The 15314-nt window shown below is 28.8% G+C and carries 16 protein-coding genes; 11 read left to right on the forward strand and 5 right to left on the reverse strand.

All coding sequences use genetic code 11. The features are described 5' to 3' along the window. Window positions 1–59 precede the first annotated feature (59 nt). Complete coding sequence (locus ACY2RW_RS07165; protein WP_490122030.1) at window positions 60–512, forward strand: DUF1569 domain-containing protein; 453 nt, start codon at window positions 60–62, stop codon at window positions 510–512. Beyond that, entirely contained in the window at window positions 455–1153 is a 699-nt protein-coding gene (locus ACY2RW_RS07170) for a hypothetical protein (RefSeq protein ID WP_490122031.1), read from the forward strand. The genes ACY2RW_RS07165 and ACY2RW_RS07170 overlap by 58 nt, the downstream gene beginning before the upstream one ends. Before the next feature lie 168 nt (window positions 1154–1321). On the opposite strand, the gene ACY2RW_RS07175 is transcribed toward ACY2RW_RS07170, so the two are convergent. Both ACY2RW_RS07175 and ACY2RW_RS07180 read right to left on the reverse strand, forming a co-directional pair. Next, window positions 1322–1981: an HAD family hydrolase gene (locus tag ACY2RW_RS07175; protein ID WP_490122032.1), complete on the reverse strand. Its 660-nt coding sequence runs from the start codon at window positions 1979–1981 to the stop codon at window positions 1322–1324. Between the two features lie 68 nt (window positions 1982–2049). After that, window positions 2050–2466, reverse strand: a complete 417-nt coding sequence (locus tag ACY2RW_RS07180) for a thiol-disulfide oxidoreductase DCC family protein (protein WP_490122033.1) — start codon at window positions 2464–2466, stop codon at window positions 2050–2052. Between the two features lie 178 nt (window positions 2467–2644). Between ACY2RW_RS07180 and ACY2RW_RS07185 the strand changes: the two genes are divergently transcribed. The 4 genes from ACY2RW_RS07185 to ACY2RW_RS07200 are packed head-to-tail and all read left to right on the forward strand — an operon-like array spanning window position 2645 to window position 6948. Next, window positions 2645–3337: an ABC transporter ATP-binding protein gene (locus tag ACY2RW_RS07185; RefSeq protein ID WP_490122034.1), complete on the forward strand. Its 693-nt coding sequence runs from the start codon at window positions 2645–2647 to the stop codon at window positions 3335–3337. Between the two features lie 2 nt (window positions 3338–3339). Further along, the gene (locus tag ACY2RW_RS07190) at window positions 3340–4572 is read left to right on the forward strand and encodes an ABC transporter permease (protein ID WP_490122035.1); all 1233 of its coding nucleotides are present in this window, start codon (window positions 3340–3342) and stop codon (window positions 4570–4572) included. A 2-nt stretch (window positions 4573–4574) separates the two neighbouring features. Further along, window positions 4575–5819, forward strand: a complete 1245-nt coding sequence (locus tag ACY2RW_RS07195; protein WP_490122036.1) for an ABC transporter permease — start codon at window positions 4575–4577, stop codon at window positions 5817–5819. A 19-nt stretch (window positions 5820–5838) separates the two neighbouring features. Next, window positions 5839–6948, forward strand: coding sequence for an efflux RND transporter periplasmic adaptor subunit (locus ACY2RW_RS07200; protein ID WP_490122037.1), 1110 nt, complete (start codon window positions 5839–5841; stop codon window positions 6946–6948). Between the two features lie 128 nt (window positions 6949–7076). Here the strand turns inward: ACY2RW_RS07200 and ACY2RW_RS07205 are convergent, their stop codons facing one another. After that, window positions 7077–7889 (reverse strand): DUF1853 family protein, encoded by an 813-nt coding sequence (locus tag ACY2RW_RS07205; protein WP_490122038.1) that lies wholly within the window; start codon window positions 7887–7889, stop codon window positions 7077–7079. Between the two features lie 55 nt (window positions 7890–7944). Here ACY2RW_RS07205 and ACY2RW_RS07210 point away from each other — a divergent pair, with 55 nt between their 5' ends. From ACY2RW_RS07210 to ACY2RW_RS07225, 4 genes are read left to right on the forward strand one after another with little or no spacing between them, the layout of a single operon-like run. Then, window positions 7945–8619, forward strand: a complete 675-nt coding sequence (locus tag ACY2RW_RS07210) for a DUF2461 domain-containing protein (RefSeq protein WP_490122039.1) — start codon at window positions 7945–7947, stop codon at window positions 8617–8619. Further along, window positions 8619–9014, forward strand: a complete 396-nt coding sequence (locus ACY2RW_RS07215; RefSeq protein ID WP_490122040.1) for an acyl-CoA thioesterase — start codon at window positions 8619–8621, stop codon at window positions 9012–9014. Before ACY2RW_RS07210 ends, ACY2RW_RS07215 begins: the two co-directional genes overlap by 1 nt. 29 nt (window positions 9015–9043) lie before the next feature. Further along, window positions 9044–10165 carry a DEAD/DEAH box helicase gene (locus ACY2RW_RS07220; protein ID WP_490122041.1) on the forward strand — a complete coding sequence of 374 codons (1122 nt, stop codon included), beginning with the start codon at window positions 9044–9046 and terminating at the stop codon, window positions 10163–10165. Between the two features lies 1 nt (window position 10166). Continuing rightward, the gene (locus ACY2RW_RS07225; RefSeq protein ID WP_490122042.1) at window positions 10167–10793 is read left to right on the forward strand and encodes a trimeric intracellular cation channel family protein; all 627 of its coding nucleotides are present in this window, start codon (window positions 10167–10169) and stop codon (window positions 10791–10793) included. Window positions 10794–10960: 167 nt separating this feature from the next. On the opposite strand, the gene ACY2RW_RS07230 is transcribed toward ACY2RW_RS07225, so the two are convergent. Beyond that, window positions 10961–14218: a S41 family peptidase gene (locus ACY2RW_RS07230; RefSeq protein WP_490122043.1), complete on the reverse strand. Its 3258-nt coding sequence runs from the start codon at window positions 14216–14218 to the stop codon at window positions 10961–10963. A gap of 75 nt (window positions 14219–14293) precedes the next feature. Here ACY2RW_RS07230 and ACY2RW_RS07235 point away from each other — a divergent pair, with 75 nt between their 5' ends. Continuing rightward, on the forward strand, window positions 14294–14758 hold the full coding sequence (locus ACY2RW_RS07235) for a MaoC family dehydratase (protein ID WP_490122044.1): 465 nt from the start codon (window positions 14294–14296) through the stop codon (window positions 14756–14758). Window positions 14759–14805: 47 nt separating this feature from the next. On the opposite strand, the gene ACY2RW_RS07240 is transcribed toward ACY2RW_RS07235, so the two are convergent. Next, on the reverse strand, window positions 14806–15225 hold the full coding sequence (locus ACY2RW_RS07240) for a hypothetical protein (RefSeq protein ID WP_490122045.1): 420 nt from the start codon (window positions 15223–15225) through the stop codon (window positions 14806–14808). Window positions 15226–15314 lie beyond the last annotated feature (89 nt).

Genomic DNA, 15314 nt, shown 5'->3' on the forward strand with positions numbered 1-15314 from the left:
ATAATAAAATATAGTGTATTTTTAGAAAAGAATATTTTTTATCAAAAAAAACAATCAAAATGAAAAATATATTTACAAAAGAAGTGACTAAAGAAGTAATTGAGAGAATAGAAAAATTAACTTCAGAAACACAACCTAATTGGGGAAAAATGTCTGTTGCGCAAATGTTAGCACATTGTTGTATAACTTATGAGATGGTCTATACAGACAAACACCCAAAACCTAATGCTTTTACAAAATTTATGTTGAAGTTGTTTGTAAAAAAGATTGTTGTTTCAGAAAAGCCGTATGCAAAAAACGGAAGAACTGCTCCTCAATTTTTAATTACTGATGAAAAAGTTTTTATAACTGAAAAACAACGTCTAATTGACTATATTAACCATACACAAGAGTTAGGAGCTAGTCATTTTGAAGGAAAAGAATCTCATTCTTTTGGAAAATTGACGTCTGAAGAATGGAACAATATGTTTTACAAGCATTTAGACCATCATTTAACGCAGTTTGGAGTTTAGTTGTCTCAATACGAATGAACAAGCTAAAATACATAATAATAGTTGCTATTTTCTTTAGTTGTTCTTCTTCTAAAGAATTAAAATTAATTAATTCACAATTTGAAAATTCTAATTATGTTGAAAGTAAATCAATAAATGTTGGTGGAGAAGACAGTAAATTATATTTTAATTTCCACAATATTTTCAATAAATTAGATGAAAAGCAAAAAGAAAATCTTGCACTTAATGGAAATATTATTTCTAAATTCTATTCTTCAATTTATTTAATTAATAGTAAGTCCGAAAAGATAATGAAGGTTTTTATTTCAAATCTAAATGAACATAAGAAAATACAATTTTTAAATGGTTGTGAATTAAGTGAAACTGAAATTTCTATTGAAATGTTTAATAGAATAAAAGAACTTTTAAGCCTAAAATTAAATCATAATGATTTTATAAATCAAAAAATATCTGAATATGAAGCACAAAAAAAAGGCGAAGTTCAAAAAGAAGAACTTGAATTTATAAATGAACAACTTGAATTATTATACTCAGTTCAAAGATGGAAAGTTACTGAATTAAAAAATATAAAAGAAAATATGAAAAAAGAAATTTTAAAAAATAAAAACTCTACTAAAATGATTTTAGAAGCGATTAAATAAAGTATTGTACGCAACAAACAAACACGTTATTGGTTAACAGTAAACTATCTTTTTTTTTAATTAATTTATAGTGGTAATTGAATCTAGTATGGATTCTAATCTGTATTTATAGAAAAAGATTTTTAAAATAATATACCTTGAATTTTAATTTTTAGGAATTAAACTCTTTTATAAAACTTTGTATAACTCACTAAAATCATCAATCACTAAATCTGCATTTTCTAACGTTTGATCTTCTGCCATCGGATTTTTGTAGCCCACAACAAAAATATTTGCATCATTTGCAGCTTTTACTCCATTATCAGAATCTTCTATCACAATACAATTTTCTCTAGCAGTATTACCTAAAATTGCAGCCTTTTCAAAAATTTCTGGATGAGGTTTGGAAGCAGTTAAAACTGCACCACTAATTTTTGCAGTAAAGTATGGATTTAGAAGAAATCGATTAAAAACTCTATCAATATTTACCATGGCAGAAGAAGAGGCTAAGACTAAAGTTAATTTTTTATGATAGCAGTGTTTTATTAAATCTTCAACTCCTTTTACCAAATGTAAAGTTGGGTCATTTTCAAAGAAGTTTACATAACGTTTTCTTTTATTTAAAACTAATTCTTTAGGATCTAAATCTAGTTTAAAATGAGCTACTAATTTTTGAAAAGCATTAATGGTAGAAGAGCCTGTTAAGGTTTTATACAATTCATCAGAAACTTTTACACCAATAGATTCAAATGTTTCGTAATACGCTTTTTTATGGATTTCTTCAGAGTCTATTATTACACCATCCATATCAAAAATGACACATTTTATTTCTTTTGGTAAGCTTTTCATGAATTATTTAAAAGTATTTTTCTCTATTCTCTATTCTCTATTCTCTATTCTCTATTCTCTATTCTCACTTATTCTAAAAACTTAGCTTTTAATGCTGGTGTAGGAATCATACAGCTTTCCTTTTTACCAAACCATTTATATCTGTTTTTTGCAATAAAATCATAAACTAAATTTCTAAAACCTTCAGGAAAAATCCAAAATATGTTTGTTAAAGACCAAAGTCCTCCAAAATGATTCATTACTTTAATAGCTGCTGTCGATTTTACATCATAAGATACATTTGGTTCATATAAAATGATAGAGTCTATTTTAGCAACATCAATTTTTAAATAATTTATAATTTCTTGCCCTGTTTTAGATTGCAAAGCTGTAAATAAAAAAGTATTTTTTTTATCGTATTTAATTACTTTTAAAACAGAATTGTTGCATAAATTACAAACACCGTCAAATAAAATAATCTTTTTGTTTTTAGGAAAATTCACCATAAAATTTTTACCAAAATTTACAAAAACAAAGATACTTTATCTTTTTTTAAATTTCTTGTAACATTTTTTTATTTCAGGCGTCTTATGGTTGTATTTAAATTGTCTACCTTGCTTTTAACAAAAAATTAGTAAGAGCAATGAATAGCTTTAGGTATTTTCGTTTAAAATTAACCAACTAATGATTAAAATAGAAAAATTACACAAGTCTTATCCTATTGGTAAAGACTCTCTTCACGTTTTAAAAGGAATTGATTTACATATAAAAGAAGGCGAATTTGTTTCTATTATGGGATCTTCTGGTTCTGGAAAATCAACTTTATTAAATATTGTTGGTTTATTAGATGTTCATGATGAAGGTAATTATTATTTAAATGGACAATTAATTAAAGAATTAAACGAGAAAAAAGCAGCAATTCTTAGAAATAAATTTTTAGGATTTGTTTTTCAGTCATTTAACTTAATATCTTACAAAACTGCTTTAGAAAATGTTGCTTTACCTTTGTATTATAAAGGAATGAATAGAAAAGAGCGATTAAAAGTAGCTTTAGAATATTTAGATCAAGTTGGCTTAAAAGATTGGGCCAATCATTTACCAAACGAACTTTCTGGAGGACAAAAACAACGTGTTGCCATTGCAAGAGCCTTAGTAACAAAACCAAAGGTTGTTTTAGCAGATGAGCCTACAGGTGCATTAGATTCTACTACAACAGACTCAGTAATGGATTTATTAAAAGATATTAATGACCAAGGAATGACTGTTTTTGTAATTACGCATGAAGAAGAAGTTGCAGAACAAACCAAAAGAATCGTTCGTTTAAAAGATGGTGTTATTATAAGCGATGAATTAACCAAAGCAGTCAAAGCAGTTTAATTATGTTTGATTTAGATCGTTGGAGAGAAATATTTCAAAGCATAAATAAAAACAGGTTACGTTCTGTAATGTCTGGCTTTACAGTAGCATTTGCTATTTTACTATTTACGTTGCTTTTTGGTATAGTAAGTGGTTTAAGTAATTCCTTTAAAAGCGCATTTAATGATGATGCTCAAAATGCAATGTTTGTTCGTGTTTGGAAAACATCTAAACCATATAAGGGATTACAAACTGGTAGAAGAATTCAGTTAAGAAATGAAGAGTATAATTATGTAAAAGATGAATATGCTGATAAAATTCAATACCAATCAGCTAGAATATATAAAAATGTTTCTATAAAGTATAAAAGTAAAGCTGATAATTATCGTTTAAGAGCGGTACATCCAGATCATCAATTTTTAGAGAAAACGATAATAGATGAAGGGCGCTATTTGAATGAAAGAGATATTAGAGAAAAATCAAAAGTCCTTGTTATAGGAAGACTGATAAAAGAAGATTTATTTGGAGAAAAACCAGCCTTAAATAAACGAGTTAATCTTAATGGAAGTTCTTTTTTAATTATTGGAGTTTTTTCTGATGAAGGTGGAGATAATGAAGAAAGACAAGCATATATGCCAGTTAGTACTGCACAAATGATGTATGGTAATAACGACTATATCAGCCAAATTAATTTAGGTTACAACCCTAATTTAAGTTTAGATGCTGCTATTGCATTTGGAAACAAAATGGAACGTGATTTACGTAAAAAGATGAACATTCATCCTGATGATCAAAGTGCGCTTTCTGTTAGAAATATGGCAGAAGCAAATAAAGGTGTTGGGCAATTTATGTTTGTTTTATATTTAATTGTAATCTTTGTAGGTTCTGGAACTTTAATTGCTGGAATTATCGGTATTAGTAATATTATGATTTTTGTAATAAAAGAACGTACCAAAGAATTCGGAATTAGAAAAGCCTTAGGTGCAAAACCATCATCAATTGTAGGTATGGTTGTTCAAGAATCTGTTTTAATTACTACAATAGCAGGTTATTTAGGTTTGTCATTAGGTACTTATATTTTAAGTTTTATAGGTGATAGTTTAGAAAAAGATTATTTTATTAAAGACCCAAGCGTAAGTCCAGGTATAGTAATTGGAGCAACCATTGTTTTAATTCTTTCAGGATTAATTGCAGGTTATGTGCCAGCAAAAAGAGCTGCAAATATTAAACCTATAGAAGCCTTAAGAGCAGATTAATTATGAAGTTTTTATTCGATTCAGATACTTGGCAAGAAATTTACGGTAGCATCCGTAAAAATAAGATTAGAACTGTAATTACTATTATTGGTGTTTTATGGGGTATCTTTTTATTAGTTGTTCTTTTAGGAGCTGCTAGAGGAATGGAAAATGGTTTCAACAAAATTTTTGGAAATTTTGCAACAAATAGTGTTTTTGTTTGGACACAATCTACAGATACACCTTTTAAAGGTTTTCAAAAAGGTAGAAGGTTTAATTTAAACACAAATGATATTGATGCTTTAAAATCAGAATATTCAAAAGAAATTAAGCTTTTGGCACCAAGAAACCAAACCAATAACTTAATAACTCATAATTTTAAATCAGGTGATTTTAATGTAAGTGGAGATTATCCTGTATTAGATAAAATTCAGAAAAAGAAATTAATTTATGGACGTTTTTTAAACGAAAATGATATTCTTTCAACAGCAAAAGTTGCTGTAATTTCTGAAGATATGTACAAGCAGTTATTTGATAAAGATGTAATGCCAATAGGTGAGTACATTAAAATAAATGCTATAAATTACAAAGTAATTGGTGTTTATGAACCCTCAAATACTATAAATTTTGATGGAGATGCAGCATATATACCTTTTACAACTTTTAAAAAGGTTTATAATACTGCCAATCAAATTGATTGGATGATGATTACTGCCAATGAAGGTACAGATATAGAGCAAATGGAAAAAGATATTCTTTTAACTTTAAAGAATTTGCATAAAGTACACCCAGAAGATAAAAGAGCGTTTGGTAGCGCAAACTTAGGTAAAGAAATAGGTAAAATAACAGGTTTTTTAACTGGTATGCAATTTCTTACTTGGTTTGTAGGTATTGCCACTTTAATTGCAGGGGTTTTTGCCATTGGAAACATTTTGTTAATAACAGTAAAAGAGCGTACAAAAGAAATCGGAATTAGAAGAGCATTAGGAGCTACACCAAAAAGTATTCGACAGCAAATTATATTAGAATCTGTTTTCTTAACAACAGTAGCAGGAATGTTGGGTATTGTTTTTGGAGCCTTAATTCTATTTTTAATAGATTCTGCTTTCGGACAAGGAGATGATGCAGCATTGGTAAACCCTACAGTAAATATTCCTATTATATTTATAGCATTTACAACATTAGTTATTTTAGGAACTTTAATAGGACTAATTCCTGCACACATGGCAACAATAGTGAAACCAATAGAAGCATTAAGAGAAGAATAAAAAAATCAATCAACAAATCATGAGTAAAAGAGCAAAAATTATTTTAATTGTAATCGCAATATTTTTTATAGCTGCACTTGTTTGGTTCGGTAAAAAGAACAAAAAGAGCATAGTAGAATATGAAACAGAAAAGCCATTCAAAACCACAATTGTTAAAAAAACAGTGGCTACTGGTAAGGTTACACCTTTAGAAGAAATCGAAATTAAACCTCAAATAACAGGAATTATAGATAGAGTTTTATTATTAGAAGGTTCTAAAGTTAAAAAGGGAGATTTAATTGCCACTGTAAGAGTTGTGCCTAATGAGCAATCTTTAATTAGTGCAAAAGGTAGAGTAGATAACATTAGAATACGTTTAAATAATGCTAAAATTTCTTATGATAGAAATAAAAAGCTATTTGAAAAAGGAGTAATTGCAAGATCTGCTTATGAAAATATAGAGCTTACTTACCAACAAGCACAGCAAGATTTAAAAAATGCTCAGAACGATTATTTAATTATTAAAAAAGGTTCAGCTGGTGGAGGTGGAGCAAACACCAATATTATTGCTCAAATGTCTGGAACTATTTTAGAAATTCCTGTAAAAGAAGGAGATCAAGTAATACAATCTAACAACTTTAATGCAGGTACAACTATTGCTTCTATTGCAGATATGAGCAAAATGATTTTTGAAGGTAAAGTAGATGAATCTGAAGTGGGTAAATTAATTACAGGTAGTGATATAGAGGTTTCTATTGGAGCTATAGAAGGCAAAAAATTTCCTGCAAAATTAAATTTTGTTGCGCCAAAAGGAACAGAAGAAAATGGTGCTGTGCAATTTAAAATTAAAGCAGATGTTTCTTTAGATGATAAGTATTTTATTAGAGCTGGTTACAGTGCAAATGCAGATATCGTATTAGAAAAGAAGGACAGTGTTTTATCTATTAAAGAAGCGTTGTTAAAGTTTGATAAAAAAACAGAAGAGCCTTATGTAGAAGTAAAGCAAGCAGATGGTACTTTTAAAAAGGTAACTTTAAAATTAGGTACTTCAGATGGAATAAATGTTGAGATTTTAGAAGGTGTTGGTAAAGATGATGAGATTAAAATTTGGAACAAAGTTTCTAAAAGTGATAAGAAAAAAGAGAACTAAAATTTAATATTATAAATTTATAAAAGAGGCTATCTGAAAAGTATTAAAATCTCTCATTTCGACTGTAATGGAGAAATCTTATTTGCTCAAAATGACAGATAAATTAACTTTTCAGACAGCCTCTTTTTTTACCACCAAACTAAAAAGAATTTTTTAAGCTCTCCATTATTCATTTTCACCCAACAAAGAGGAGAAAATTCTCTTGCCAAATAAGTATTTGAAATTTTTTTAAAACTTTTAAAAGGCAACCAATTCACATTTTTATTCGGAATTATCAACCAATCTTTTTTATTTGGGATGTAAAACTTACAATCTAAAAAATATTCCAATTCTTTTTTATTGATATAAAAACCAGAAATACAATCTTGATTGGTAGTTAATAATTGTAGTTCTTTATTAGAAAAAGGTACAAACAATTGCGCTTTAAAAAATACTTGTTGCTCAATTTTTGAAGCTTCTAAGTGTATAGAATTTAGATAATCAACACATTCTTTAGAGTAGAGAAGAGGTAGTTGTTTGTCTCTTAATTTTGTTAATTTTTCAACCAAAGAGTCTTTTTTATTTGGACCTATAAAGTGTTCTATTTCAGTAGTTCCTATAGCATTATCATACAAGTAAAATTTATAAATAATTTCTAAATGAATTATTTTTTCTACTTTTTTAATGATGCAATCCAATTCACCTAAAGTTCTTTTATCTTTTTGAATTTGAATGTTTTCGCATAAAATTTCGGTATGACTATCTTGTGTTAATTGGAAAGAAACCAAACGTTCAATATACTTTCCTAAACGCAATTTTTCGTTAATATCAATATCAATTTTAGAGAATTTAGGCACCATGTCAAATTGTTGCAAATCATAAACACTATTAGATTTCCACAAACTTGAAGTTTGTAAAAAACCTTCATATCTTTTTTGGACGTCTTTAGTTTTTTGGTGCATCAGAAAACCGAAGTTACAAATCTATTTTGTAAATTGAACTTTTAAATTATTTAAAATGCAAATCGAAAAAAGTACCTTCAAATTTTTAAAAGACTTACATAAAAACAACAATAGAGATTGGTTTGCAGACAATAAACCTACCTATACAAAGGCTTTAAACAATGCTAAAGATGTTTTTGCAGAAATACACCAAAAATTACAAACGCATGACGAAATAGAAAAATCTAAAATGATGCGTATTTACAGAGATGTTCGTTTTTCTCATGACAAAACTCCTTATAAAGCACATTTTGCAAACTCATACTCACGCTTAGGAAAAGAGCTAAGAGGAGGTTATTTTTTAAGAATAAGACCAGGAGAATCTTTTTTAGCTGGTGGTTTTTGGGAACCTAATAAAGAAGACTTATTCAGAATTAGAAAAGAAATAGAACAAGATGCTTCAGAAATTAGAAGTGTTTTAGAAGAAAAAAATTACAAAAAACATTTTGGAGGTAAATTTGAAAGTTTTGGAGAGTTAAAAACAGCTCCAAGAGGTTTTGATAAAGAGCATCCAGATGTAGACTTGTTAAGAAAAAAAGGTTTTATAGCTGTTAAAAACTTTACAGACCAGGAGGTTTTAGCCACAGATTTTATAGACAAAGTAGATGAGAGTTACAAAGCTTTACGTCCGTTTTTTAACTTGTTTAGCGATATTTTAACGACGAATTTAAATGGAGAGTCTATTTTATAATGAGTTTAATTTTTGAGTTAAAAATAAAAGTATCATCCAAAGATATAGATACTTTAAACCACGTAAACAACTTGGTTTATGTAAAATGGATGGATAAAATTGCAAACACACATTGGCTACATTTAACAAAACATAATCCTTTACCACAATATATTTGGGTGGTAATGAGACACGAAATAGATTATTTAAAACAAGCTACTTTGGGTGATGAAATTACTGTAAAAACATGGGTAGGAGAAACAAAAGGAGTAACTTCGGTACGTTTTATGGAGTTTTATAAAAATCATATTTTACTGGTAAAAGCAAAAACAATATGGGTAATGTTAGATGCCAAAACACATAAACCAATTAGAATTAGAGAAAATGTTTTAAAAGTATTACAACCTCTTAAATAAAAGTATCTTTGCAGAAAATTTAGATACAAATGTCAACATTTTCTTCTTTAGGAATCCATAAAGATTACATAAAATCGATTAAAGAAATAGGAATTTCTAAGCCTTCTGAGATTCAAGAAAAAACAATTCCTATTCTATTAAAATCTAAAACTGATTTTATTGGTTTAGCTCAAACAGGAACAGGAAAAACTGCAGCTTTTGGTTTACCTGTTTTGCATCATATAGATGCAAGTTCAGAAAATATACAAGCATTAATTTTATCGCCAACAAGAGAATTGGTACAACAAATAAAAAAGCAATTATTTAAGTTTACAAAATATAGTGAAGAGCGTATTTTTGTAGAAGCTGTTTTTGGTGGAGAAAAGATAGACAGGCAAATGAACAATCTTAAAAGAACCACGCATATTGTTGTAGCAACTCCTGGTAGATTGATAGATTTAATAGAACGTGGAAGCATAGATATTAGTCACGTAAAAACCGTTGTTTTAGATGAGGCTGATGAAATGTTGAGCATGGGTTTTAAACAAGATTTAAATAGAATTTTAAAGTTTACGACAAAGTCTGAAAGAAAAACATGGTTGTTTTCGGCAACAATGCCTGATGAAATAAAAAGAATAGTAAAAACTTATATGGATGCAAATGCACCTAGAATAGAAGTTGATAAAAATTCTTTGGTAAATGCAAACATTCGTCATCATTTTACAAAAACTACTTTAAAAGAAAAAATAGCAGATATTGTTACTTTTCTAGAAAAAAGACAAGACCAAAGAGGAATCATTTTTTGTAGAACTAAAGCTGGAGCACAAAATTTGGCAGCTCAATTAATTGAAGAAGGTTTTTCTACTGCTGCTTTAGAAGGAGATATGCAACAGAAAGAACGAGACAAAGTAATGAGAGCTTTTAAGAAAGAAAATTTACAATATTTAGTTTCTACAGATGTTTCTGCAAGAGGAATTGATGTAAAAGAGTTAGAGTTTGTTATCCATCATCAATTACCAGAACAATTAGAATATTATACCCATAGAAGTGGTAGAACTGCAAGAGCAGGAAAAACTGGGGTTTCAATTGCTTTTATTTTACCTTCAGAATTAGAAAAAATTCATCAAATTCAGAAAGACTTAAATATAAAGTTTACAGAAGTTACTGTGTAAAATGGAATTTATTTATGTATTAGATATATTAGGAACGTTTGCTTTTGCAATTAGTGGTGCTTTAGTGGCTTCTGATAAAAAGTTCGATTTATTTGGAGTCATAATAATAGCTTTTGTAACTGCTGTTGGAGGAGGAATGTTACGTGATGTTTTAATAGATGCACATCCCATTAATTGGATTGGAGATTTAAATTATTTATACACAATTTTTGCAGCAGTAATTCTAACTTTTTTATTTAAAAGTAAAATTGCTCCTTTAAGCAAAACAATGTTTTTGTTTGATACTATTGGTTTAGGTGTTTTTACGTTATTAGGTTTGCAGAAAGGATTGGCCTTTAATTTACATCCTATAGTTGCATTAATTATGGGAATGATTTCTGCAGTTTTTGGCGGTGTTTTACGTGATGTTTTAACCAATAAAGTACCATTAATTTTTGAAAAAGAAATTTATGCTTCTGCTTGTTTGGCTGGTGGAATTAGCTATTTAATTTTAAACTATTTTAACTTGTCAGAAAATTTGATATTTATTATTTCTGCTTCTGTTATAGTAATTATTAGAGTAATATCTGTAAAATATCACTTACAATTACCAAAAATTAAAGATGATTTGTTTGGTAAAATAAAATAAAAGAGACTGTCTTAAAATTTGTCATTTAGACTATAATTTAGAAATCTTATTTGTTCAAAATCAATCACATAGATTTTTCGACAAAGCCTGTCTTGAGCGAATACGAAAGGCTCAAAATGACAGCTAAATTAACTTTTTAGACAGCCTTATTTTTTAAAATAAACTATTTATTTTACATCTTTTAAAAGTTCTTTTACAGAACGTATCAATTGCTGGTCTACTCCATTATCAATTTGACCAGGCATATTTTTTACTTGAATTAATGGGTTTGTTTGGTTGTTTTCCATCCATTCTCCAGCTTTATTTTTAGCACTTACAGGCACAACTCCCCAAGAAGATCCATTTGGTAAACCTTCCCAACCTGCAAAACTACAAGTTCCAGGAACTGGCATTCCTACTGTTTTTCCTATTTTTAAATCTGTGTAACCAGATGCATAGCAATGACCATCAGAATACATACTTTCATTAAAAATAGATAATGTTGGCTTTGTCCATCTGCTTGTTGGCTCTCCACCAACAACCTTAGCTTCTGTTGCATACGTTATAAAAGGAACTCCTGTAAAAAACATTGCCAAATCTGCAACCAAATCTCCACCACCATTAAAACGAGTATCTACTATAACTCCTTTTTTGTCTATATGTTTACCCATCATATCTTGATAAATACTTCTGTAAGGTCCATCACTCATTCCAGGAATGTGAACATAACCTAATTTACCATTACTTAATTTTTCTACTTCTTTTTCGTTAATTTTTACCCATCTGTCATAAAGTAATCTACTTTCAGATCGTAAAGAAATTGGTTTTACAGTAATAGTTTGTGTCTTTTTTGTTTTAGGATCTAAAATTTCTAAAAGCATAAACTTGTTTGCTTTTCTGTTTAAATACTTTGCAACATCTTGGTTTTTATCAATAGTTTTTCCATCTATTTTTTTGATAATCATTCCTGAAGAAATTTTAAATTTTCCTTTATCTAAAGGACCACCTTTTATAATTTCTTCAATACGAATCCCATCGTCTTTAAAATTATAATCCATAAAAATACCTAAAGAAGCAGTTGCATCTGCATTGGAAATACTACCACCTCTATAACTAGATCCAGCATGAGAAACATTTAACTCTCCTAACATTTCCGAAAGCATTTCTGCAAATTCAAAACCATTGCTAATATGTGGTAAATACTTTTGGTATTCTTTTTTCATTTTTTTCCAATTGATACCATGAAAAGTTGGTTCATAAAAAATAGCATTTGTTCTAATCCAAACATGATCAAACATAGCTTGTCTTTCTGCATATTCATCTAATTTTATTTCTCCATTTATTTTAACAGATTCTCTTTTTTTGGAAGCTGGATTTAATTTAGAAATTCTTCCTCCACTTAATAAGTACAAGTTTTTCATTTCTTTATCCCATTCTAAACTACCAAAACCAACATTTAACTTCATAAGCATTTTGGTTTCACGAGTTCGTAAATTTGTGCTCCATAGATTTGAGCGTCCTTCAAAACTAGATAAATAATATAAAAAGTCTCCTTTTTTAGATAAAACTGCATCTCCTAATCTAGAAGAATGTATGGTTAACCTTTTGGTTCTATCTTTCATGTCATCCCAATCAAAAGTAAGTGGTTTTACATCTTTTTTCTTGTCGGTTTTCTTTTTGTCAGTCTGTTTTTTATCTTTTTTCTTAGCGTCTTTTTTATCCTTTTTTTCTTTCTCTTTTCGCTTTTTTTCTGCCTCTTTTACAGCTTTCATTAACTTGTAATCTTCATCACTTAAATTAAATTCATCCCAAGCATCTTGTGTAAAAAACATACTATAAACATCATTTTGAGAACGACCACTTGTTGCGTAAGATTTTAATCCGTTTCTATTGCTAAACCAAAGCATTTGTTTTCCGCCATTTACCCATTTTGGACTAGAATCATAATACCCACTTTCATTTAAGTTTACTCTTTTAGAACCGTCTGCAGCCATTAATAAAACCTCGCTATTGCTTAGTGTTTTGCTCCAGTCTACAAGTAACCATTTGCTATCTGGACTCCATGTAAAATACTTGTCTCCATCTCTCATGTGAAACAAGTCTTTTGGCGTTAATAAAGTGACTTCTTTTTTTGTTTTTACATCTTTAATTTTTAAAGTTCTTCTACCTTCTATAAATGCTATTTTTTTTTCATCAGGAGAATATTGAGCCAAATAATTGTCTGTTTTTGTGTCTATTAAGCTTTCTTCTTTAAGCAATGTTGCAGCATAGAAAAAAGGTTCTTCTTTTCTTACTTTTTCAGTTTTAAAAACACTCCATTTTCCATTTCTTTCACTACTGTAAATTACAGATTTACCTTCTGGCCCCCAAGAAACAAAACGCTCGTTTTCTGGTGTATTTGTTAGTCTTTTTGTAAAAGATTTATCTACAGAAGTTACAAAAACTTCACCTCTAGCTATAAAAGCAATTTCTTTTCCATTTGGAGAAACAGCCATTTCTCTAATTCCGCCATTTAAAGAGATAAATTTATCTGCGTTTTCTTTATCTTGAGTAATGATGTTTACAGATACCTTTTTTGGTTTTTGTCCCTCTCTCATAGTATATAACTCTCCATCATAACCAAAAGAAAGTACACCATTTCCAAAACTTAAAAAACGTACAGGATGCAGTTTAAAAGAAGTTAATTGTTGTGTTTGACTAGGGTTTGCTAAAGACAATTTATGTACATTAAAAGTACCACTTCTTTCACTTAAAAAATAAAGACTTTTTTCATCTGAAGAAAAAACAGGTTGTCTATCTTCTGCATTGTGTGAAGTAATCATTTTATGTTGTTTCTTTTTAGTGTCATAAACCCATAAATCTCTGGTTATTGATGATGTGTGATGCTTCCTCCATTCATTTTCTCCTCCTTTTTTATCATGATAAACCATTGTTTTACCATCTTTAGAATATTGAACATACTCTGCAGGGATGGTTAATAATTGACTCACTTTTCCTGTATTTACAGGAACACTGTACAATTCTGATTGTGATCTATGTGGATATTGTCTGTGATTAGCAGCATCTTGTCTTAACGCACCAAAAACAATTTCTTTATCGTTTGCAGAAAAAGAAAAAGGGGTTTCGTTATTTGAATGAAAAGTTAATCTTGTGGCTTTACCACCATTAGAACTCATTACATAAATATCAAAATTGCCATATCTGTTAGATGCAAATGCAATTTTAGAACCGTCTTTGCTCCAAACTGCTTTATAGTCATGAGCACTATGATAGGTAAGTTGTTGTGCATTTCCACCATTAGCATTTACTTTGTATATATCGCCTTTGTAGGTGAATACAATTTGGGTTCCATCTGGAGAGATAGATGAGTGTCTCATCCATTGTGGATTGCTTTGACCGAAAATTGAAATAGAAATTAAGGATAAGAATAAGGTTAGTTTTTTCATTTGTGTAAAATTTTGCCTAAATTAATATTTTTTAAATTAGAATTTACATAGCAAATTGTTAAAAATATAGATAATATGAGTACATTAATTTTTGAAAATTTAAATGATTTTAAAAAGATGAAAGGGAAGAAGTTACCTACTGGCAATTGGTACTCTATATCTCAAGAAATGATTAATGATTTTGCAAATGCAACCTTAGACAAACAATGGATTCATATTGATGAAAATAAAGCTCAAAAAGAATCTCCTTTTAAGAGCACAATTGCACACGGATTTATGTCTGTTGCTATGATTTCTAAATTATTAGAGGATTTATTTGTGATAAAAAGCTTACAAATGGGACTAAATTATGGCTTGAACAAAGTTCGTTTTCCAAATCCAGTTCCTGTAAATAGTAAATTAAGAATTCTTGCAGAAGTAAAAGAAATAGAAGAATTAAACAATAACGGAATTAAAACTACATTCTCTTGTATTATAGAAATTAAAGGAAAAGAAAAACCTGCTTGTGTTGCTGAATTTATAGCTGCCCTTTTTGAATAAAAAAAGCTGCAAAAAGCAGCTTTTAAAATTAATTTATCTGAAAAATATTATTTTAAAATGCCATCTGCAATACATTTTTTCGAATACCAAATTAAGAAAATACAAACTATAATTATCAATATTGGCATTATATAGCTTGAAACTTCAACTGTAGTTAATAAGTATACTTGTTGTATTGTTGCACAAATTCCAGAAATTAGAAATAAATAATATGCAACTTTCTTTTTTGCAAGTAAGAAGATACATCCTAGAAACCCGCCAAAAACAGCAAGTGCAAAGAGTGCAGTTAACCAAGCAGGATGATCAATTAAAAGTTCTGCTTGTTGTTCTGCAGGTAACTCTGAAATCATTTCTTCGGTTACAAAAGCTTGAAATAAATACGCGCTTACTCCCATAAGATTCCATAAAAGAGCAAGTACACCAATTACCCAAAAGGCTGTACTTGGTTTGTTTGAATTTGTTGTCATAAAATAAAGTTTAGTTAATTGATTTTTTAAAAATACTAAAAAAAGTTGTGAAATTACAAAATGTAAAGTATATTTGTCATTATAATAAA

This window comes from Polaribacter sp. 2305UL8-11, from assembly GCF_058147165.1.

Bases quoted from the DNA above. Each gene is read 5' to 3' on its own strand.
- ACY2RW_RS07165 (WP_490122030.1), top strand. From the start codon at position 60: ATGAAAAATATATTTACAAAAGAAGTGACTAAAGAAGTAATTGAGAGA.
- ACY2RW_RS07170 (WP_490122031.1), top strand. From the start codon at position 455: ATGGAACAATATGTTTTACAAGCATTTAGACCATCATTTAACGCAGTT.
- ACY2RW_RS07175 (WP_490122032.1), bottom strand. From the start codon at position 1,981: ATGAAAAGCTTACCAAAAGAAATAAAATGTGTCATTTTTGATATGGAT.
- ACY2RW_RS07180 (WP_490122033.1), bottom strand. From the start codon at position 2,466: ATGGTGAATTTTCCTAAAAACAAAAAGATTATTTTATTTGACGGTGTT.
- ACY2RW_RS07185 (WP_490122034.1), top strand. From the start codon at position 2,645: ATGATTAAAATAGAAAAATTACACAAGTCTTATCCTATTGGTAAAGAC.
- ACY2RW_RS07190 (WP_490122035.1), top strand. From the start codon at position 3,340: ATGTTTGATTTAGATCGTTGGAGAGAAATATTTCAAAGCATAAATAAA.
- ACY2RW_RS07195 (WP_490122036.1), top strand. From the start codon at position 4,575: ATGAAGTTTTTATTCGATTCAGATACTTGGCAAGAAATTTACGGTAGC.
- ACY2RW_RS07200 (WP_490122037.1), top strand. From the start codon at position 5,839: ATGAGTAAAAGAGCAAAAATTATTTTAATTGTAATCGCAATATTTTTT.
- ACY2RW_RS07205 (WP_490122038.1), bottom strand. From the start codon at position 7,889: ATGCACCAAAAAACTAAAGACGTCCAAAAAAGATATGAAGGTTTTTTA.
- ACY2RW_RS07210 (WP_490122039.1), top strand. From the start codon at position 7,945: ATGCAAATCGAAAAAAGTACCTTCAAATTTTTAAAAGACTTACATAAA.
- ACY2RW_RS07215 (WP_490122040.1), top strand. From the start codon at position 8,619: ATGAGTTTAATTTTTGAGTTAAAAATAAAAGTATCATCCAAAGATATA.
- ACY2RW_RS07220 (WP_490122041.1), top strand. From the start codon at position 9,044: ATGTCAACATTTTCTTCTTTAGGAATCCATAAAGATTACATAAAATCG.
- ACY2RW_RS07225 (WP_490122042.1), top strand. From the start codon at position 10,167: ATGGAATTTATTTATGTATTAGATATATTAGGAACGTTTGCTTTTGCA.
- ACY2RW_RS07230 (WP_490122043.1), bottom strand. From the start codon at position 14,218: ATGAAAAAACTAACCTTATTCTTATCCTTAATTTCTATTTCAATTTTC.
- ACY2RW_RS07235 (WP_490122044.1), top strand. From the start codon at position 14,294: ATGAGTACATTAATTTTTGAAAATTTAAATGATTTTAAAAAGATGAAA.
- ACY2RW_RS07240 (WP_490122045.1), bottom strand. From the start codon at position 15,225: ATGACAACAAATTCAAACAAACCAAGTACAGCCTTTTGGGTAATTGGT.